The organism is Halomonas sp. BC04, from assembly GCF_000568385.1.
Window position 1 is genome coordinate 1 of sequence record NZ_AZQX01000168.1, and the last position, 21,615, is coordinate 21,615.

At 64.8% G+C, this 21,615-nt stretch carries 11 protein-coding genes and 4 pseudogenes; 2 read left to right on the top strand and 13 right to left on the bottom strand.

The window, feature by feature from the left end; all coding sequences use genetic code 11:
- The 4 genes from alaS to Q427_RS11800 form a co-directional block, all read right to left on the bottom strand.
- On the bottom strand, window positions 1-2,513 hold a 2,513-nt coding region (gene alaS, locus Q427_RS11785; protein WP_043514067.1), incomplete at its 3' end, for an alanine--tRNA ligase.
- A 283-nt stretch (window positions 2,514-2,796) separates the two neighbouring features.
- Entirely contained in the window at window positions 2,797-3,282 is a 486-nt protein-coding gene (locus tag Q427_RS11790; protein WP_043514070.1) for a regulatory protein RecX, read from the bottom strand.
- 3 nt (window positions 3,283-3,285) lie between these two features.
- Entirely contained in the window at window positions 3,286-4,353 is a 1,068-nt protein-coding gene (recA, locus tag Q427_RS11795; protein ID WP_043514087.1) for a recombinase RecA, read from the bottom strand.
- A gap of 182 nt (window positions 4,354-4,535) precedes the next feature.
- Window positions 4,536-5,048: a CinA family protein gene (locus tag Q427_RS11800; protein ID WP_043514072.1), complete on the bottom strand. Its 513-nt coding sequence runs from the start codon at window positions 5,046-5,048 to the stop codon at window positions 4,536-4,538.
- 156 nt (window positions 5,049-5,204) lie between these two features.
- Here Q427_RS11800 and mutS point away from each other — a divergent pair.
- Together mutS and fdxA are read left to right on the top strand one after the other, a co-directional pair.
- Window positions 5,205-7,780, top strand: a pseudogene (gene mutS, locus Q427_RS11805) (DNA mismatch repair protein MutS).
- A 156-nt stretch (window positions 7,781-7,936) separates the two neighbouring features.
- On the top strand, window positions 7,937-8,260 hold the full coding sequence (fdxA, locus tag Q427_RS11810) for a ferredoxin FdxA (RefSeq protein WP_043514074.1): 324 nt from the start codon (window positions 7,937-7,939) through the stop codon (window positions 8,258-8,260).
- A 511-nt stretch (window positions 8,261-8,771) separates the two neighbouring features.
- Here fdxA and eno read toward each other — a convergent pair.
- The 9 genes and pseudogenes from eno to Q427_RS11855 all read right to left on the bottom strand — a co-directional run.
- Complete coding sequence (gene eno, locus Q427_RS11815) at window positions 8,772-10,064, bottom strand: phosphopyruvate hydratase (protein ID WP_043514076.1); 1,293 nt, start codon at window positions 10,062-10,064, stop codon at window positions 8,772-8,774.
- A 75-nt stretch (window positions 10,065-10,139) separates the two neighbouring features.
- Entirely contained in the window at window positions 10,140-10,991 is an 852-nt protein-coding gene (gene kdsA / locus Q427_RS11820) for a 3-deoxy-8-phosphooctulonate synthase (protein ID WP_043514079.1), read from the bottom strand.
- 17 nt (window positions 10,992-11,008) lie between these two features.
- A pseudogene (locus tag Q427_RS11825) lies at window positions 11,009-12,258 on the bottom strand (CTP synthase).
- Window positions 12,174-12,668, bottom strand: coding sequence for a hypothetical protein (locus Q427_RS36865; RefSeq protein ID WP_442905480.1), 495 nt, complete (start codon window positions 12,666-12,668; stop codon window positions 12,174-12,176). Before Q427_RS36865 ends, Q427_RS11825 begins: the two are co-directional and overlap by 85 nt.
- A gap of 470 nt (window positions 12,669-13,138) precedes the next feature.
- Window positions 13,139-14,558, bottom strand: a pseudogene (locus Q427_RS11835) (FAD-dependent oxidoreductase).
- A gap of 23 nt (window positions 14,559-14,581) precedes the next feature.
- Window positions 14,582-19,033, bottom strand: coding sequence for a glutamate synthase large subunit (gene gltB / locus Q427_RS11840; protein ID WP_043514082.1), 4,452 nt, complete (start codon window positions 19,031-19,033; stop codon window positions 14,582-14,584).
- 471 nt (window positions 19,034-19,504) lie between these two features.
- Complete coding sequence (aroB, locus tag Q427_RS11845; RefSeq protein WP_155833545.1) at window positions 19,505-20,617, bottom strand: 3-dehydroquinate synthase; 1,113 nt, start codon at window positions 20,615-20,617, stop codon at window positions 19,505-19,507.
- Between the two features lie 5 nt (window positions 20,618-20,622).
- Complete coding sequence (gene aroK / locus Q427_RS11850) at window positions 20,623-21,165, bottom strand: shikimate kinase AroK (protein WP_043514084.1); 543 nt, start codon at window positions 21,163-21,165, stop codon at window positions 20,623-20,625.
- Window positions 21,165-21,615, bottom strand: a pseudogene (locus Q427_RS11855) (type IV pilus secretin PilQ); the annotation flags it as partial. The gene aroK and the pseudogene Q427_RS11855, both read right to left, overlap by 1 nt.

The following is a 21,615-nucleotide window of genomic DNA, read 5'->3' on the forward strand; positions in this document are numbered from 1 at the left end:
CCGCCGCCCTTGCCGCCCACCTGGGAGGCGACGTGGTTGACCAGCTCTCCGGCCTTGACGCGGGAGGTCAGGTCGTCGGTGACGCCGGCGATCAGGCTCACCTTGCCGGCCTCCCTGTCGGCCACGCCCAGCACCACGACACCGGAACCCAGCTTCTGCTTGAGCTGGTCGAGTACGCCGCGCAGCTCCTTGCCGGAGACACCCTCGAGCTGCGTCGCAAGCAGCTTGATACCCCCGATCTCGCGGGCCTCGCTGAGCATGTCGCGGCCGGCAGCACTGGCCAGCTTGGCCTTGAGCCGCTCGAGCTCCTTTTCCAGCATGCGGTTGCGCTCGACCAGCGACTCGACGCGCTCCTCCACCTGCTCCGGCTTGGCCTTGAGCCGTTCGCCGATGCGATTGACCCTGGCCTCCTGCTCACGGAACCAGGCGAGCGCCCCTTCGCCGGTGATCGCCTCGATGCGACGAACGCCCGAGGCAATGCCCTGCTCGCTGACGATATGGAAACAGCCGATATCGCCGCTACGCGCCACGTGGGTGCCGCCGCACAGCTCGATGGAGAAATCGTCGGCACCGATCGTCAGCACCCGCACGCTATCGGCGTACTTGGCCTCGAACAGTGCCGCCGCGCCCCTGGCCTTGGCCTGGTCGAGGGTCATCTGCTCGATGCGGGTCGGGGCATTGGCAAGTATCTGCTCGTTGACCAGGCGCTCCACTTCGGCGAGCTGTTCGGGCGTCATGGCCTCGAAGTGACTGAAGTCGAAGCGCAGGCGCTCCGGTGTCACCAGTGACCCCTTCTGCTGCACATGATCGCCCAGCACCATCCGCAACGCCTTGTGCATCAGGTGGGTGGCCGAGTGATTGCGAATGGTGGCACCGCGCAGCCTGGCATCGACCTGGGGCCGCACTTCAGCGCCGACGCTCAGGCTGCCCTCGAGCAGCACGCCATGGTGCAGGTGGTGCCCGCCCTGCTTCTGGGTATCGGTGACCAGGAAGCGACCGCCGTCCACGTGCAGGTAGCCGGTATCGCCCACCTGGCCGCCGGACTCGCCGTAGAACGGTGTGCGATCGAGCACCACGAGCGCGCGCTGCTCGGGCTCGAGCGCCGCCAGGGCGTTGCCCTCACTATCGACGATGGCCATGACCCTGGCCTGGTCCTCGAGCCGGTCGTAGCCGGTGAACGCTGTCTCGCCCTCGAGATCCAATGCCGCATGGTAGTCAGCGCCGAACTGGCTGGCCGCCCGAGCCCGTTCGCGTTGCGCTTCGAGCGCACGCTTGAAGCCGATTTCATCGAGGGTCACGCCACGCTCGCGGCAGACATCGGCGGTCAGGTCATAAGGGAAGCCGTAGGTGTCGTAGAGCTTGAAGACCGTCTCGCCGGGCAGCACCTCGCCATCGAGCTCGGCCAGCGCTTCCTCGAGGAGCCCCATGCCGTGCTCAAGCGTGCGCGCGAACTGCTCCTTCTCCTTCAGCAGGATGCGTTCGATCTGATGCCGCGCCTCGCGCAGCTCGGGATAGGCATCGCCCATCTCGACGTCCAGCGCGCCCACCAGCTTGTGGAAGAAGTTATCCTTGGTGCCCAGCTTGTGGCCATGCCGAATGGCGCGGCGGATGATCCGGCGCAGCACATAGCCGCGCCCCTCGTTGGAGGGCAGAACACCGTCGGCGATGAGAAAGGCGCAGGAGCGGATATGGTCGGCGATCACCCTCAGCGAGGGGTGGCGAGTGTCAGCATGGCCGGTACGCTGTGCTGCCGCCTCGAGCAGGTTCTGGAACAGGTCGATCTCGTAGTTGGAGTGCACGCCCTGCATCACCGCGGCGACCCTCTCGAGCCCCATGCCAGTATCGATGGAAGGCTTGGGCAGCGGGTTGAGGTTGCCGGCCGTGTCCCGGTCGAACTGCATGAACACCAGGTTCCAGATCTCGATGTAACGATCACCATCCTCCTCGGGACTTCCGGGCGGGCCGCCCCACACCTCGGGGCCGTGATCGTAGAAGATCTCCGAACTGGGACCGCAGGGGCCGGTATCGCCCATCTGCCAGAAGTTGTCCTCGTCGAGCTTGGAGAAACGCGCCGGGTCGATGCCCATCTCCTCCTTCCAGATGCGCTCGGCCTCGTCATCGCTGATATGCACCGTGACCCAGAGCTTCTCCTTGGGCAGTCCCAGCGTCTCGGTGAGGAAGGTCCAGGCGTAGCGAATGGCATCGCGCTTGAAGTAGTCGCCGAAGCTGAAGTTGCCCAGCATCTCGAAGAAGGTATGGTGACGCGCCGTGTAGCCGACGTTGTCGAGATCGTTGTGCTTGCCGCCGGCGCGCACGCAGCGCTGGGAGGAAACCGCCCGCACATAGGGGCGCGGGTCACGACCCAGGAAGACGTCCTTGAACGGCACCATGCCGGCATTGGTGAACAGCAGGGTCGGGTCCGTGCCCGGCACCAGGGAGCTCGACGGCACGACGGTATGCCCGTGCTCCTCGAAGTAACTCAGAAAGGCCTGTCTGATGTCTGCGCTTTTCATGGAATATCCGTGGCGATGAGCATGGTGACCCGGCGGGCGGGCAAGCGGGTGCGGCCCGTCGAACAAGGCCGCTGCAGGGGCGCCGTGGCGCACCGAAAGCGCCACCCGGGGCGTTCGCAAAGGGGGGTATTATAGCGTAGTTGTCAAGGGACTGAAGGGGCTGGTCCGCGCCGGCCCGACGACAGGCCTTCGAGGAGGCGCTGTGAACCCCTCCCTGGGCGCTACCGACGCCATCCCTGGCGTAGGACCTCCTCTTCGACCTGTCCCCGGCGCCGCTTGCGGGCTAGAGAGAATCTTGCGTTGAATTCCAGGCGTGGTCGAGCGCATGTCGCAGATGCTCGAAATCGAAGCCACGGCTGGCCAGGAAGCGCTCCCGCCGCGCACGTTCGCGGGGTGAGTCGCCGGGGCCGTCGAAGCGCCGTGCCAGTGAATCACAGGCCAGCGCAAACCAGTCGACCTCCTCCGCCTCGGCAAAGGCGGCCTCGAGGGTGGCGCGGTCGATACCGCGCCGGGAGAGCTCGCCACGAATCTTCAGCGGGCCCTGGCCCCGGGCCACCCGGGAGCGCAAGAAACTCTCGGCGAAACGGCTATCCGACTGCAGCCCCTGCTCGGCCAGGGCGTCCAGGCAGTCGCCAATGGCGGCCGCGTCGTGACCTTTCGCGGCCAGGCGCTCCACCAGCTCGGCGCGGGAGTACTCGCGCCGGGCCAGCAGGCGAATGGCGTCCTCCCTTGGGGAGCTCTCGCGGTCGGTAGCCGGCTGCCCCCGCATGGCTTAGAGCAGGCTGCCTTCGTCGGCGTCATCGGCCAGCTCGGCGGTGGCTTCCTTCTCCTTCTCCCGGGGCTCTACCGTGGCCAGCAGCTGGCCACGAACCTGGCTTTCGATCTCCTCCATCACCGCCGGGTTGTCCTCGAGGAACTGGGCGGCATTGGCCTTGCCCTGGCCGATCTTGTTGCCCTTGTAGCTGTACCAGGCACCGGCCTTGTCGACCAGGTTGCACTGCACGCCCAGGTCGACCACTTCCCCTGCGTGATAGATGCCCTTGCCGTAGAGGATCTGGAACTCGGCCTGACGAAACGGCGGCGCCACCTTGTTCTTGACCACCTTGACCCGGGTCTCGTTGCCGGTTACCTCATCGCCCGACTTGACCGAGCCGGTCCGGCGAATGTCCAGGCGCACGCTGGCGTAGAACTTTAGCGCGTTGCCGCCGGTAGTGGTCTCCGGCGAGCCGAACATCACGCCGATCTTCATGCGGATCTGGTTGATGAACACCACCATGCAGTTGGCGTTCTTGATGTTGCCGGTGATCTTGCGCAGCGCCTGGGACATCAGGCGCGCCTGCAAGCCGACGTGGGAGTCGCCCATTTCACCCTCGATCTCGGCCCGCGGGGTCAGCGCGGCCACGGAGTCGATGACGATCACGTCGACGCCGCCGGAACGCACCAGCATGTCGCAGATCTCCAGCGCCTGCTCGCCGGTGTCCGGCTGTGAGACCAGCAGGTCGTCGAGGTTGACGCCGAGCTTCTCGGCATAGCTGGGGTCGAGCGCGTGCTCGGCATCGATGAAGGCGCAGGTCTTGCCCTGCTTCTGGGCCTGGGCGATCACCGAGAGAGTCAGGGTGGTCTTGCCCGAAGACTCCGGCCCGAAGATTTCGACGACCCGCCCCAGCGGCAGGCCGCCGATGCCCAGGGCAATGTCCAGCCCCAGGGAGCCGGTCGACACCGACGGCATGATCACCCGGGGAGTATCACCCAGCCGCATCACGGTACCCTTGCCGAACTGGCGCTCGATCTGGGAAAGGGCGGCATTCAATGCCTTTGAACGGTTGTCTTCCTGTGCCATGTGGCGCTCCTCGTAGAACTCGTCGGCAGAAATTCGGTTGCTGGACTTGCGGCGCAAGGGCCGTCCTGACGTTCGCTGGCCAGACAATCGGTATGGCGGACGAAACCGATAAGGGGGTCGCCCGGACACTGTATGGTTGGACAGTAGTATGGCGAAAAAAACGTCGCCCGCCAAGCGTGGTGCTACATGCCCTCGATATGGCGGATCAGGCCGACGATGGCGTCGCGCACCGCGCGTTCGCGAACCGCCCGGCGATCCCCGGGATAGTGCAGCCGCTCGGCCTGCTGTTCCTCGGCATTGCCCCAGGCCAGCCAGACGGTACCCACCGGCTTGTCCGGCGAACCGCCATCGGGGCCGGCCACACCGCTGATCGCCACGCCAAGTCCTGCGCCGCTCTCGCGACAGGCGCCGGCGACCATGGCCTCGACCACCTCGCGGCTCACCGCGCCGTGCTGGGCGATCATCGACTCCGGCACGCCGAGCAGGCGACTCTTCGCCGCATTGGAGTAGGTCACGTAGCCGGTCTCGAAGTAGTCGGAGCTGCCGGCCACGGCCGTGATGGCGCTGGCGACGCCCCCGCCGGTGCAGGACTCGGCAGCGGTCACGCTCAAACCGTGCTCCCGACAGCGGCGCCCCAGGCGTTCGGCAAGGGTGATCAGGTCGAGATTGGCCAGACTGGCGGCGCGATGTGCCATGGTGTCGCTCCTTAATGAGGTGGTGGCCGGCCCCTGACGCCGGCCGCGCGCAGGGGTAGACTTTTGCGTACAATAGCGCCTTTGTCTGCGATATGCAGGCCATGGCACCATCGCCACGCCAGAGACCCGGAACCGACCGCTCAGCACAGGACCCCCATGTCACAGGCCAGCGCCCAGCATACGCCCATGATGACCCAGTATCTGAGAATCAAGCGCGAGCATCCCGAGGTGCTGCTCTTCTATCGGATGGGCGATTTCTACGAACTGTTCTTCGACGACGCCAAGCGCGCCGCGGCGCTGCTGGACATTACCCTGACCCAGCGAGGCCAGTCGGCGGGCAAACCGATTCCCATGGCCGGCGTGCCCTACCATAGCGCCGAAGGCTACCTCGCCCGCCTGGTCAAGGCCGGCGAGTCGGTGGCGATCTGCGAACAGTTCGGCGACCCGGCCACCAGCAAGGGCCCGGTAGAGCGCAAGGTGGTGCGCATCGTCACCCCCGGCACCCTCTACGACGAGGCGCTGCTCGATGCCCGTCGCGACAACCTGCTGGTGGCCGTGCACCCCCTGGGCAGCTGTTGGGGGCTGGCCTGGCTGGAGCTCTCCAGCGGCCGCTTCAGCGTGCTCGAAGTCGAAGGCGAGAGCGAAATGCTGGCCGAGCTCCAGCGCCTCGATCCCGCCGAGCTGCTGGTACCGGAGAGCCTGCCCCTGCCGCCGACCCTGGAGGGGCGCCGCGGTCTGCGCCGCCAGAGCGACTGGCTGTTCGACCTCGACGGCGCCACCCGCACCCTGTGCGACCAGTTCCAGTGCCAGGACCTGCGGGGCTTCGGCTGCGCCCATCTCGAGGCCGCCATCACCGCTGCAGGCGTGCTGATCGAATACGCCCGGGACACCCAGCGCTCGCGGCTGCCCCATGTCACCGCGCTGGGCGTGGAGAGCCGTGACGATGCCGTGGTGATCGATGCCGCCAGCCGGCGCAACCTGGAGATCGACACCAATCTCGGCGGCACCGCCGACAACACCCTGGCCAGCGTTCTCGACACCTCCGCCACCGCTATGGGCTCGCGTCTTCTCAAGCGCTGGCTCAACCGTCCGCTGCGCGACCGCGCCCTGGTGCAGAATCGCCAGGCGGCGGTCGCACTGCTGCTCGACCAGGAGGCCTTCGCCTCGCTACGTGACCTGCTCAAGGCCATCGGCGACGTGGAGCGCATCCTGGCCCGGGTGGCCCTCTACAGCGCCCGGCCCCGGGACCTGGCCCGGCTGCGCGACGCYCTGCTCRCGCTRCCGGCGCTGCAGCAGGAGCTGAGCGGCTTCAGCGACGGCACCACGCTGGACGACCTGCAGCACCATATCCGCCCCTACCCTGGCTTGCCGATACCCTGAGCCGCGGGCTGATGGACAACCCCCCGGTGGTGATCCGCGATGGCGGGGTGATCCGCGAGGGGTACGATGCCGAACTCGACGAGTATCGCGGCCTGGCCGAGCACGCCGGCGACTACCTGATCAAGCTGGAACTCCGGGAGCGTGAGCGCACCGGCCTGCCCGGCCTCAAGGTGGGCTACAACCGGGTGCACGGCTACTATATCGAAATCCCACGCGCCCAGGCCCAGGACGCCCCGGTGGACTATATCCGCCGCCAGACGCTGAAGAATGCCGAGCGTTTCATCATTCCCGAGCTCAAGGAGTTCGAGGACAAGGCGCTGTCGGCCAAGTCCCGTGCCCTGGCCCGGGAGAAACTGCTCTACGAGAGCCTGCTCGATGCGCTCAATGCCGAGCTTGGCGCACTGCAGGCCACCGGCCAGGCCCTGGCGTCGCTGGATGTACTGGCCACCTTTGCCGAACGTGCCCAGGCGCTTGGTTTCGAACGCCCCCAGTTGCTCGACACTCCCGGCATCGAGATCCGGGGCGGCCGGCACCCGGTCGTGGAGCAGGTGAGCGACGCGCCCTTCGTGCCCAACGACCTGATCATGGATGACAGCCGCAGGATGCTGATCATCACCGGCCCCAACATGGGCGGCAAGTCCACCTACATGCGCCAGGCGGCCCTGATCACCCTGCTGGCCCATACCGGCAGCTTCGTCCCCGCCGATGCGGCCCGTATCGGCCCCGTGGATCGCATCTTTACCCGCATCGGCTCCAGCGACGACCTCGCCGGGGGGCGCTCGACCTTCATGGTGGAAATGACCGAGACCGCCAGCATCCTGCACAATGCCACCGAGCAGAGCCTGGTGCTGATGGATGAGATCGGGCGGGGCACCAGCACCTTCGACGGCCTGTCGCTGGCCTGGGCCAGCGCCGAACACCTGACCCGGAGCCGGGCCTTCACGCTGTTCGCCACCCATTACTTCGAGATGACCGCCCTTGCCGAGCAGGCCGAGGGAGTAGCGAATGTCCACCTCACCGCCGCCGAGCACAGGGACGGGATCGTTTTCATGCACCGGGTCGAGGAGGGGCCCGCCAGCCAGAGCTATGGCCTTCAGGTGGCACAACTGGCCGGCGTTCCCCAGGGCGTTATCGCCCGGGCCCGGGAAAAACTGGCGCAGCTGGAGCAGCAGGAGGTGGACCAGGGCAGTCGCCTGCCCCTGCCCGGCAATGGCGAGCCGGCCCCGCAGCAGACCGACCTGTTCGCCACGGCACCGCATCCGCTGATCGAGGCGCTGGCGGGCCTGGACCCCGACGGGTTGACGCCGCGGCAGGCGCTGGAGTTGCTCTATGAATGGCGCGATCGGGTCTAGCCAGCTTGCCCCCGCGGTGGCGCATGACTAGAATGAAGCGTTTCTCCGAACAGAGATTATATAAACAAGATTTTTTATAACCATCAGGCCTATCGCCTGATGCTCAATATCACCAGACCGGGCACGCACACCCCGGCCCCGAGGAGGGAGACAGGCATGACATTTGTCGTCACCGAGAACTGCATCAAGTGCAAGTACACCGACTGTGTCGAAGTCTGCCCGGTGGACTGTTTCTATGAAGGCCCCAACTTCCTGGTCATCCACCCGGACGAATGCATCGACTGTGCCCTGTGCGAGCCGGAGTGCCCGGCGGAAGCCATCTTCGCCGAGGACGAGCTGCCGGAGGGACAGGAGGAGTTCATCGCCATCAATGCGGAGCTGTCCGAGGTCTGGCCCAACATTGCCGAGAAGAAGGATCCACCGGCCGATGCCGAAGAGTGGGATGGGAAGCCGGGGAAGCTGCAGCACCTGGAGCGCTGAGCCGAGCACACAGGAAAACGCCGGGCGTCGACGACGTCCGGCGTTTTCCATTCATGCATCCTGCCTATTCAAGCGTCTGACTAGCTGAAAAAGGCGACCCTCAGGCCGCCCGGCTCCCAGCTGTTCCTTGGACGGATCCCTCCGCCCGACTCCTTGTGGTGACATCCCTGCCCGGAAGCGACATCCTGTCGCACCGGGCGCACCCGCTTTAACGCATCCCGTTTTGCATCCTGCCGGAGAGCTATCCCGCTCTCCCTTGTCCCACTTGCATTGTGGCATTTCCCCAGAGAGGCGCAACTCCCTCCCACCGCCATTCCTAACTTAACTTTTGCTTTCGCCGAAGAAGAAATTCATTGAAAAACATATGGATAGAAAAAGACCGACACCACGGGTGCCGGTCTTCCTGCCTGAAACCAAGCTTATGACGTCGGCTTTTTGTAGGCAATCTCTTACAAGCCGTGTAGTCAATGTCGTCGGTCAGCTACTCAAAAGTGAGTACTGCCACAGCGACTCACTGCCCCTTGATGGCGGCACGCCCCGGGTAATCGACTTCCTCTCCCAGCTGCTGCTCGATCACCAGCAGCCGGTTGTACTTGGCCACGCGATCGGAGCGGCACAGCGAGCCGGTCTTGATCTGGCCTGCCGCGGTGCCAACGGCCAGGTCGGCGATGGTGGTGTCCTCGGTCTCGCCGGAGCGGTGCGAGATGACGGCGGTGAAACCGGCGTCCTGGGCCATCCTGATGGCATCCAGGGTCTCGGAGAGCGAACCGATCTGGTTGAACTTGATCAGGATGGAGTTGCCGATCTTCTCATCGATACCGCGCTTGAGAATCCGGGTGTTGGTGACGAAGAGGTCGTCGCCCACCAGCTGAATCTTGTCACCCAGCTTGTCGGTCAACGCCTTCCACCCGGCCCAGTCGGACTCGTCCATGCCATCCTCGATGGAGACGATGGGATAGTCATTGCACAGCCCGGCCAGGTAGTCGACGAAGCCGTCGGCGTCATACTGCTTGCCTTCGCCGGCGAGGTTGTACTGGCCGTCCTTGTAGAACTCGGAGGAGGCGCAGTCCAGCGCCAGGGTGATGTCGCCGCCCAGGGTATAGCCGGCATCCGCCACGGCCTGCTTGATCACCGCCAGCGCCTCGGCATTGGAGGCCAGGTTGGGGGCGAAGCCGCCTTCGTCACCCACCGCCGTGGAGAGGCCCCGGGCAGACAGCACCTTCTTGAGGGCGTGGAAGATCTCGGCGCCCATGCGCAGACCTTCACGGAAGTTCGGCGCCCCCACCGGCTGGACCATGAACTCCTGGATGTCGACGTTGTTGTCGGCATGCTCGCCGCCGTTGAGGATGTTCATCATCGGCACCGGCATGCTGTAGCGGCCGGGGTGACCATAGAGCTCGGCAATATGCGCGTAGAGCGGCACACCCTTGGCGTTGGCCGCCGCCTTGGCGGCGGCCAGCGACACCGCCAGGATAGCGTTGGCGCCGAGCGAGGCCTTGTTGTCGGTACCGTCCAGCGCCAGCATGGCGTTGTCCAGGCCACGCTGATCCCGGGCATCCATGCCCACGAGCTTGCTGCGAATCGCACCGTTCACCGCCTCGACGGCTTTCAGCACGCCCTTGCCCAGATAGCGCGCCTTGTCGCCATCGCGCAGCTCGAGGGCTTCACGCGAACCGGTGGAGGCGCCGCTGGGGGCACAGGCCACGCCCACGGCGCCGCTCTCCAGGCGCACCTCGGCCTGCACCGTGGGGTTGCCGCGGGAGTCGAGCACCTCGAGGGCAAGGATATCGGCAATCTTGGTCATCGTGTGTCGTCCTATTCTTATGGATCAGTCTTAAGAATCAGTCTTATGAATCAGCGCTGAGTGAGTCAGTGAGGATCAGGTGATATCCAGCGCCGGGAATGCCTTGACCAGGTCATCGATGGCCTTGAGCTGGGTCAGGAAGGGCTCGAGCCGGTCCAGGGGCAGCGCACAGGGGCCATCACACTTGGCATTGTCCGGGTCCGGATGCGCTTCCAGGAAGAGACCGGCAAGGCCCACCGCCACGCCGGCCCGGGCCAGCTCGCCAACCTGCTCACGGCGGCCGCCGGCACTGTCCGCCCGACCACCCGGTCGTTGCAGGGAATGGGTGACATCGAAGAAGACCGGGTAGCCGGTCTGCTTCATATCGCCAAAACCGAGCATATCAACCACCAGATTATTGTATCCGAAGCTGGAGCCGCGCTCGCAGAGCAACAATCTGGCATTGCCCGCCTCCTCGCACTTCCTGATGATATGGCGCATTTCATGGGGTGCGAGGAACTGCGGCTTCTTGAGGTTGATCACCGCCCCGGTCTCGGCCATGGCCACCACCAGGTCGGTCTGGCGGGCGAGAAAGGCCGGCAACTGGATGATATCGGCCACCTCTGCCACCGGCGCGGCCTGCCAGGGTTCGTGCACATCGGTGATGATGGGAACGCCGAAGCGCGACTTGACCTCCGCCAGTATCTCCAGCCCCCTCTCCAGGCCCGGGCCGCGAAAGGAGTGGATAGAGCTGCGGTTGGCCTTGTCGAAGCTGGCCTTGAACACGAAGGGAATGCCCAGCCGACCGGTAACCTCGATGTAGGTCTCGGCCACTTCCAGGGCCAGATCGCGGGACTCCAGTACGTTCATGCCGCCCAGCAGCATGAGCGGCAGCGAATTGCCGGCCTGAAGGCCGGCAATGTCGATGATGCGTTGTGCGTCTGTCATGGACACTCCTTCGTCCCTCAGCCCTGGGGCTGGGCCTGGGCCTGCTGGCGGGCACGGGTATTCTTGTGCTCCAGCGCCGCATTGATGAAGCCGGTAAACAGCGGGTGGCCATCGCGGGGAGTGGAGGTGAATTCCGGATGGAACTGGCAGGCCACATACCAGGGGTGATCTGGCAGCTCGATCATCTCCACCAGGGAGTTATCCACGCTCTTGCCGGAAACCACCAGCCCCGCCTGCTCCAGCTCGTCGATGAACTGATTGTTGACCTCGAAGCGATGCCGATGCCGTTCGACGATCTCGTCGGCGCCATAGGCCTCACGGGCCTTGGTGCCGGCTTTCAGGTGGCAGACCTGGCCGCCAAGACGCATGGTGCCGCCGAGATCCGAGGCCGCATCGCGCAGTTCGATCTTGCCCTCGGGGGTGATCCACTCGGTGATCAGGCCCACCACCGGATGCTGGGTGTCGTGGGTGAACTCGGTGGAGTTGGCGTCTTCCCAGCCGGCCACATGCCGGGCATATTCGATCACCGCCACCTGCATGCCGAGGCAGATGCCCAGATATGGAATGCCGTTTTCCCGGGCGAAGCGCGCCGTGGCAATCTTGCCCTCGACGCCACGCTCGCCGAAGCCGCCCGGCACCAGGATGGCGTCCTTGCCCGCCAGACGTTCGGTACCGTGGCGCTCGATATCCTCGGAATCGATGTAGTCGACGTTGACCTTGACCCGGGTCTGGATGCCGGCATGGATGAGCGCCTCGTTGAGCGACTTGTAGGCGTCCAGCAGCTCCATGTACTTGCCGACCATGGCGATATTGATCGACTTGAGCGGGTTGAGCTTGGCGTCCAGCACATGGACCCACTCGGTGAGATCCGCCTCTTCCGCCTCGATGCGCAGCTTGTCGCAGACGATCTCGTCGAGGCCGTGCTCATGCAGCATCAAGGGGATGCGATAGATGGTGTCGGCATCCTGCAGCGGGATGACCGCGCGCTCCTCGACGTTGGTGAACAGGGCGATCTTGCGCCGCTCGCTCTCTTCCAGTTCGACTTCGCTGCGGCAGATCAGAATGTCCGGCTGGATACCGATGGATCGCAGCTCCTTGACACTGTGCTGGGTCGGCTTGGTCTTGGTCTCCCCCGCCGTCTTGATGTAGGCACCAGCGTCAGGTGCATGAAGATCGCCCGACTCATGCCCAGCTCGCTGCGGATCTGGCGGATCGACTCCAGGAACGGCAGCGACTCGATATCGCCCACGGTGCCGCCGATCTCCACCAGGCCACGTCGAAGCCCTCGCCACCGGCATAGACCCGGCGCTTGATCTCGTCGGTGATGTGGGGGATCACCTGCACGGTGCCGCCCAGGTAGTCGCCACGGCGCTCACGGCGCAGCACGTGCTCGTAGACGCGACCGGTGGTGAAGTTGTTGCCCTGGGTCATCTTGGTGCGAATGAAGCGCTCATAGTGGCCCAGATCCAGGTCGGTCTCGGCACCATCCTCGGTAACGAACACCTCGCCGTGCTGGAAGGGACTCATGGTGCCCGGATCCACGTTGATGTAGGGATCGAGCTTGAGCATGGTGACCTTGAGGCCGCGCGCCTCGAGAATCGCCGCCAGCGAGGCCGACGCGATGCCCTTGCCGAGAGAGGACACAACGCCGCCGGTCACGAAGATATATCGTGTCATGGAGAACCTGTCGAAACGTGATCATGAGGCGTGGCAGGAAGCCGCGCCAGGATGGGACGACAGACTAGCAGATTACGACGAATGGCTCAATTTCGGCCCGGCCAGAAGAGAACATCAGGAGCAGGGCTGGCTAGCGAAGCGACTTCGCAAGGACGCTGACAGAGAGCGAAGCGACTAGCGGTGATCGACAGGGATGTCGATCAAGGACGTGCGCGTCTGCGACCGGCAAGAGGGACCTTGTTCCGGCCCGACGCGTAAGTCGCAAGCGAGATGTCAGGGTTTCGTCCTTGTGCGTCGCAAGTCTGCCAGCGCTGCTCCGGTGGCCAGCACCCGCAGCTGTTCCGGCGACAGGTCTTCGCGGAGGCGCTGTGAATACTTCCCTGTACGCTACCGATTCCTTCCCTGGAATCGGACCTCCGCTGCGACCTGTCCCCGGCGCTGCTCACCACTCAGCAGCGGGCCCGCAATCGTCACACACCCAGGTAGTCGAGGATGCCTTCGCCGGCCTGCCGCCCTTCATGAATGGCGGTGACCACCAGGTCCGAGCCACGCACCATATCGCCGCCGGCGAAGATCTTCTCGTTGGTGGTCTGGAAGGCGTAGGCGCCCTGCTCCGGCGCCAGGACCCGCCCGCGCTCATCGAGCTCGATACCGACGGTCTCGAACCAGGGCGCGGGGCTCGGCTGGAAGCCAAAGGCAATGACCACCGCGTCCGCGGGCAGGACCTCCTCGGAGCCCGGCACCACCTCGGGACGCTGGCGACCATTCTCGTCGGGCTCGCCAAGACGGGTGCGTACCACCTTCACGCCTTCCACCTTGCCTTCGCCCACCACCGCCACCGGCTGGCGGTTGAAGAGGAACTCCACGCCCTCCTCGCGGGCATTCTTCACCTCGCGCTTGGAGCCGGGCATGTTCTCCTCGTCACGGCGGTAGGCACAGGTCACCATCGAGGCACCCTGCGTACCGCCGTGCGATTGCAGTCCATGGCAGTGTCGCCCCCGCCCAGCACGACCACCTTCTGCCCTTCCAGCGAGATGTAGTCCGCCGGATCCTTCTCGAACCCGAGGCAGTGATTGACGTTGGCGATCAGGTAGTCGAGCGCCTTGTGCACGCCCGGCAGATCCTCGCCCGGGAAACCGCCGGTCATGTATTTGTAGGTGCCCATGCCGAGGAAGACCGCATCGTACTCCGCGAGCAACTGGTCGAAGGGGACCTCCTTGCCGATCTCGGTATTGAGCCGGAACTCGATACCCATCTCCTCGAATACCGCGCGACGACGCTCCATCACCGTCTTCTCGAGCTTGAACTCGGGAATGCCGAAGGTCAGCAGGCCGCCGATTTCCGGATACTTGTCGAAGACCACGGGTTTTACGCCGTTGCGCACCAGGATATCGGCACAGCCCAGTCCCGCCGGGCCGGCTCCGATGATGGCGACCTTCTTGTCGGTCCACTCCACCAGGGACATGTCGGGACGCCAGCCCATGGCGAAGGCGGTATCGGTGATGTACTTCTCCACCGAGCCGATGGTCACCGCACCGAAGCCGTCGTTGAGGGTGCAGTCACCCTCGCACAGGCGATCCTGGGGACACACCCGGCCGCACACTTCCGGCAGGGTATTGGTCTTGTGGGACAGCTCCGCCGCCTCGAGGATGTTGCCCTCCGCCACCAGCTGCAGCCAGTTCGGAATGTAGTTGTGTACCGGGCACTTCCACTCGCAGTAGGGATTGCCGCAGTGCAGGCAGCGGTGCGCCTGGCTGGCCGCCTCCTGGGGCTTGTAGGCTCGTAGATCTCGCCGAATTCCCGCGCCCGGGTGCGGGCATCCTTCTTCTGCGGATCCTGGCGACCCACGTCGATAAACTGGAAGTCGTTGTTGGTCAAACGATTGGCCATGTCTTGTCTCCTGGGTAACCGGCTTACTCGGGGCGCCTGCGGGATTCGTCGAGCAGGCTGCCCAGGCTCGCCGCCTTGGGCTTGACCAGCCAGAAATGACGCACGTAGTCGCTGAAGTCGTCGAGTATCTCGCGACCCCGGGCGGACCCGGTCTCGGCAACGAACTCCTCGATGACTTCCCGCAGGTGACGCCGATAGGCCTCCATGGCCTCGGTATTGACCCGGTGGATCTCCACCAGCTCATGGTTGTAGCGGTCGACGAAGGAGCGATCCTCGTCGAGAACATAGCCGAAGCCACCGGTCATGCCCGCCCCGAAATTGACGCCGGTCTCGCCCAGCACGCAGATCATGCCGCCGGTCATGTACTCGCAGCAGTGGTCGCCCGCCCCTTCGATCACGGCGTGGGCACCGGAGTTGCGCACCCCGAAGCGCTCGCCGGCGGTACCCGCGGCGAACAGCCTGCCGCCGGTGGCGCCGTACAGGCAGGTGTTGCCGATGATGGCGGTCTCGTGACTGGCGAAGCGGCTGCCCTTCGGCGGGGTGATCACCACCTTGCCACCGTTCATCCCCTTGCCCACGTAGTCGTTGGCATCGCCTTCCAGATAGAGGTGCAGGCCCCGGGCGTTCCACACGCCGAAGCTCTGACCGGCCACGCCCTCGAAGCGCAGCGTGATCGGGGTGTCCTCGAGCCCGGCCTCGCCGTAGTGCTTGGCCACCGCACCGGAGGAGAGCGCCGGCACCGAGCGGTCGCAGTTGGTGATGGTGAATTCGAACTCGCCGCCGCTCTTGTCGGCGATGGCCTGCTCGATGGCAGCCAGCACCTCCTGGTTCTTGGCCCCCGGGTCATGGGGCACATTGCGGCTTACCTGGCAGTACTGCGGAGCGTCCGCCGGTACGAAGTCGTTGGTCAGCAGGGGTGTCAGGTCGAGCTTGCGCTGGGAGGACGTCGCACCCTCCAGCACCTCGAGCAGGTCGGTGCGGCCAATCAGGTCGGTCAGCTTGCGCACCCCCATCATCGCCAGCAGTTCACGCACCTCATCGGCGATGAAGCGGAAGTAGTTCTTGACCATGTCCACGGTGCCGCGGAAGTGCTCGTCCCGCAGGTACTGGTGCTGGGTGGCCACGCCGGTGGCGCAGTTGTTGAGGTGGCAGATACGCAGGTACTTGCAGCCCAGGGCGACCATGGGCGCGGTACCGAAGCCGAAGCTCTCGGCGCCCAGTATCGCTGCCTTGACCACATCGAGACCGGTCTTCAGTCCGCCATCGGTCTGCAAGCGAATCTTGTCGCGCAGGCCGTTGATTCGCAACGCTTGATGCACCTCCGGCAGGCCCAGTTCCCAGGGGGAGCCGGCGTGCTTGATCGAGGTGAGCGGACTCGCCGCCGTCCCACCGTCGTAGCCGGAGACGGTGATCAGGTCGGCGTAGGCCTTGGCCACGCCGGTGGCGATGGTGCCGATACCGGGCTCGGAGACCAGCTTCACCGAGACCTGGGCCTCCGGATTGACCTGCTTGAGGTCGAAGATCAGCTGGGCCAGATCCTCGATGGAGTAGATGTCATGGTGCGGCGGTGGCGAGATCAGGGTCACGCCGGGCACCGAGTAGCGCAGCCGGGCGATCAGGTCATTGACCTTGCCGCCGGGCAGCTGTCCCCCCTCGCCGGGCTTGGCGCCCTGAGCCACCTTGATCTGCAATACGTCGGCGTTGACCAGGTAGGCCGGGGTGACGCCGAAGCGGCCGGAGGCGATCTGCTTGATCTTGGAGGAGCGAATGGTGCCGTAGCGCGCCGGATCCTCGCCGCCCTCACCGGAGTTGGAGCGACCACCGGCCTCATTCATGGCCTGGGCCAGGGCCTCGTGGGCCTCGGGCGACAGCGCCCCCAGCGACATGCCGGCACTGTCGAAGCGCGGAATCAGCTCCTCAACCGTTTCCACCTCATCCAGGGAAAGCGGGGATTCGGACGGCTTGAGCTTGAGCAAATCACGCAGGGTGGCGGGCTCGCGCTCGTTGACCAGTGCCGCGAATTTTTTCCACTTGGCGTAGTCGCCCTCCTGCACCGCCTCCTGCAGCGCCATGACCACGTCCGGGTTGTAGGCGTGATACTCGTGGTCGTGCACATACTTCATCAGGCCGCCCTGGGAGATGCCCTTGCGCGGCGTCCAGGCGTCCCGGGCCAGCAGCTCCTGCTGCAGTTGCAACTCGGCAAAACCGGCGCCCTCGATACGCGAGGCCATGCCGCTGAAGCAGAGGTCCATCACCTCGGAGTGCAACCCCACCGCCTCGAACAGCTGGGAGCCGCGATAGGAGGCCAGGGTCGAGATCCCCATCTTGGAGAGAATCTTGTAGAGGCCCTTCTGCATCCCCTTGCGGTAGTTCTCACGGGCATCGGCCGGGTTGCCGGTGAGCTCGCCGGTACGGTGCATGTCGGCCATGACCTGGTAGGCCAGCCATGGGAATACCGCGGTCGCCCCCACGCCGAACAGCACCGCCATCTGGTGGGCATCGCGGGCATAGCCGGTCTCGACCACGATGTTGGCCCGCGGGCGCAGCGCCAGCTTGCCCAGGTGGTGATGCACGGCACCGACCGCCAGGGCTGCATGGATCGGCAGCTGCCCCTTCTCGAGGCTGGCGTCCGACAGCACCAGAATCACCTTGCCGTCGCGCACAGCCGCTTCGGCCTGGCGGCACAGCTCGACGAGTGCCGCCTTGAGCCCGACCTGCTCGGGATCATAGCTCAGCGGAAGGCGGTGACTGGCGAAGGTCGGGTCGTCCTGCTCGAGCAGGGCGGTGAACTTGCGCGGCGACAGCACCGGCGTGGTGAGGATGATGCGGTGGGCATGCTCCGGCGTGGCCTTGAAGACATTGAGCTCGGGCCCGATGCAGGTTTCCAGCGACATCACGATGGCTTCGCGCAGCGGGTCGATGGCCGGATTGGTGACCTGGGCGAACTTCTGGCGGAAATAGTCGGTGAGCAGCCGATGCTTGCGCGACAGCACCGCCATGGGTGTGTCGTCGCCCATGGAGCCTACCGCCTCCTGGCCACTCTCCGCCAGGGGACGTAGCACCTGGTCGCGCTCCTCGAAGCTGACCTGGAACATCTTCTGCCAGGTCTTGACCGCCTGCTGGTCCATGTTCTGGAAGCTGGCAAGCTCGGTCAGCGCCGATTCCAGGTAGTGCGCCTCCTCCTTCAGCCAACGCTTGTAGGGGTAGGCCGACTTCAACCGTTCGTCGATATCGGTGGTATGCAGCACTTCGCCGGTCTGGGTGTCGACAGCGAGTATCTGGCCCGGGCCCACGCGCCCCTTGGCCACGACGTCTTCCGGCTTGTAGGCGTAGGTGCCGATCTCGGAAGCGAGGGTGATGTAGCCGTTCTTGGTCACCACCCAGCGCGCCGGGCGCAACCCATTGCGGTCGAGCATGCACACCGCCTGGCGACCGTCGGTCATGACGACCCCGGCGGGGCCGTCCCAGGGCTCCATGTGCATGGAGTTGTACTCGTAGAAGGCGCGCAGCTCACCGCCCATGGTCTCCACGTTCTGCCAGGCCGGCGGCACCATCATTCGCACCGCCCGGTGCAGCTCCATGCCCCCCATCAGCAACACCTCGAGCATATTGTCCATGCTCGATGAGTCTGAGCCCACGGTATTGACGATCTCGTCCAGCTCGGCGATGTCGGGCAGCCGCTCGTTGACGAAGTTTTCCTTCCGCGAGTTGGCCCAGCCGCGGTTGGCCTCGATGGTGTTGATCTCACCGTTGTGGGCCAGCATTCGGAACGGCTGGGCGAGAGGCCAGCGCGGCGCCGTATTGGTCGAGAAGCGTTGGTGAAAGACGCAAATGGCCGTTTCCAGGCGCTCGTCGCCCAGGTCATGGTAGAAGGCCGGCAGGTCCACCGGCATCACCAGCCCCTTGTAGGAGACCACCTCGGAGGAGAGGGAACAGACGTAGAAGTCCTCTTCGTCGCGCAACATCTGTTCGGCACGGCGGCGGGCCATGAACAGGTCGACGTCGAAGCGCTCCGGATCGCTCGACTTGCCCGGCTCGACGAACAGGTGGCGAATGCGCGGCAGGCATTCCAGCGCCATGGGACCGCAGAATGAGGGGTCAACCGGCACGTCGCGCCAGCCCCGTATGACCAGGCCGCAGGCGCGCAGCTCACCCTCGAGGATGCCGCGGGCGCGAGCCTCCTTGGCATCGTCATCGGGGAGGAAGATGGCACCGACCGCAAACCGCTCACTCAGGGTGACGTCGAGGGTCTCTGCTGCCACCTCACGCATGAAGGCGGCCGGCATCTTCAGCAGCAGGCCACAGCCATCGCCGGTCTTGCCATCGGCAGCAATACCGCCACGATGGGTCATGCAAGTGAGGGACTCGATGGCAGTCCGCAGCAGGTCGTGGCTGGCCTGCCCTTCCATGTGGGCAATCAGGCCGAAGCCGCAGTTGTCGCGAAACTCACCGGGGTGATGAAGGCCTCTGTTCATGGGCGTGCCTCAAAAGAAGACTATTGACTTGGCAGCAGTGAATTTATATTATTAACGGTTTTTATTTTTTGCGTCCGAAAAATTGACGCTCTGCTGTCGTGAGAAAAAGGACGCCCAGCATAGACACCTCGGGGCATGGCGCGCAATTCCCGGCCACCTCCCGCCCCATGAAAACTCCCGTAAAATCCACAACTTGTCCCGGCAAGCCATCGCAAAACATCCTGCAGTTCAATAACTTGCACCCGCCATAAACGGTTTTCAAACGCCGAGAGGCGTTGAATTAGACTTTAGTCCTATAATGCCATTTTTTCCCATACCGATACGGCATGAGGCATGCAGATTTATCGTTTCACTGCATGACCGCCAGACACCAGAAACAGCGACGCCCGTCGCAGACGGGCGTCGCTATACTCGCAACAAGAGGAATCAGTACGCCGAATTCAGCCTCAAGGAGGCGAATCAGAGGAGCGGTCAGCGCCGCGGGAAGGAGGCCAGCAATTCTGCCAGCAGACCGGGGGGCGTCTCGTCATGCAGCCGGGCATCACCCAGGCCACGAAGCAGGATCAGACGCAGGCGGCTGTCGATATTCTTCTTGTCCAGCCGCATCAAGTCGAGGAAGTCATCGACACTCATGTCCGCTGGCGCCGACAGCGGAAGACCGGCGGCCTCGATGATATCGGCGGCACGTGCCACTTCCGTCGCTGAGAGCCAGCCGAGACGCTGCGACAGCTCGGCAGCGATCAGCATGCCGGCACCCACAGCCTCACCGTGCAGCCAATTGCCGTAGCCCTGGTGCGCCTCGATGGCATGCCCGAAGGTGTGGCCCAGGTTGAGCAGGGCACGAACCCCCTGCTCGGTCTCGTCCTCGGCGACGATCTCGGCCTTGATCGTGCAGCTGCGCTCGATGGCCCGGGTCAGCGCCGCGGCATCCAGGTCACGCAGTGCCGCCATGTTGTCCTCCAGCCAGCCCAGGAAGCCGGCATCACGGATAAGGCCGTACTTGATTACCTCGGCCAGACCCGCCGACAGCTCCCGGGGCGGCAGGGTCAGCAGGGTGTCGGTATCGATCAGCACCGCCTGGGGCTGCCAGAAGGCGCCGATCATGTTCTTGCCACGCGGATGGTTTACGCCGGTCTTGCCGCCCACCGAGGAGTCGACCTGGGAAAGCAGGGTGGTCGGCACCTGGATGAAGGCCACCCCACGCTGATAGCAGGCCGCCGCGAAGCCGACCATATCGCCGATCACCCCGCCACCCAGGGCGATCAAGGTGCAGCGACGATTGAACCCGGCCGCCAGCAGGGCGTCCCAGATCCGACTCACGCTCTCCAGCGTCTTGGTCGCCTCGCCATCGGGCAATACCAGCTCCTCCACCTCGAGCCCCTCGGGCAGCCCCTGTCGACAGCGCGCGAGATAGCGGGGCGCCACCGTCTCGTTGGTCACGATCATGACCTGACGGCCGGCAAGGTAAGGCGACAGCCAGGCGGGATCGCCCAGCAGGCCGGGGCCGATATGGATGGGATAGCTGCGCTCGCCCAGCGCGACCTGGAGGCAGCGCTGGGGGGCGGGGGACTGGGTCAGGGTCATGGGTATCAGGCCTTGGCTTGAAGGGGGTCGACCAGCCGCTGGATGCGCCGCACGATCTCGTTGACCACGGCCCGGGGGCTGCGCCGGTCGGTACGTACCACGACATCGGCGGTGGCGCGGTAGAGCGGGTCTCTGAGCTCGAACATCTCGCGCAGCGTGGCTTCCCGGTCGGGGCGCTGCAGCAGGGGACGATTGCGATCCTTGGCCACCCGCTTGAGCTGCTGCTCGACGGTGGTGAACAGATAGACCACGGTACCCCGTTCGCGCAACCGGCGACGATTGTCCTCGCGCAGCACGGCACCGCCGCCTGTCGCGATCACCACGGCATCGAGCTGGGTCAGCTCCTCGATCATCTGCGCTTCACGCTGGCGAAAGCCGGCCTCGCCCTCGACGTCGAAGATCCAGGGGATATCCGCGCCACAGCGAGATTGGATCTCGTGGTCGCTGTCATAGAACTCACGTGACAGCTCGGCCGCCAGAAGGCGGCCGATGGTACTCTTGCCGGCCCCCATGGGGCCGACCAGTATGAGATTGGGCAAGTCCTGCATCAGCGAATGGCCAGGCCGTCTTCGAGTATCCGTGGAGTAATGAAAACCAGCAGCTCGACTTTCTGGCTGCTTTCCTCATTATAACGGAAAAGCCTTCCCAGCACAGGCAGGTCGCCGAAGAAGGGGGTCTTCGCCAGCCGGCTAAGCTGCTCGGTGGTCAGGATGCCGCCCAGCACCACCGTTTCCCCGTTGTCGACCAGCACCTGGGTCTCGATCCGATTGGTGTCTATCGGCGGCTCTTGCCCAGCGGCCACGTCACGGAAGCTGTCGTTCTTGATCACCAGATCCATGATGATGCGGTTGTCCGGCGTTATCTGCGGCGTCACCTCCAGCAATAGCTCGGCTTCCTTGAACTCAATCTGTGGAATATCACCCGTTCCAACTGTTTGATATGCGCGTTCTTCGCCCTGGATGATGGTCGCTTTACGCTGGTTGGCCGTAATGATGCGC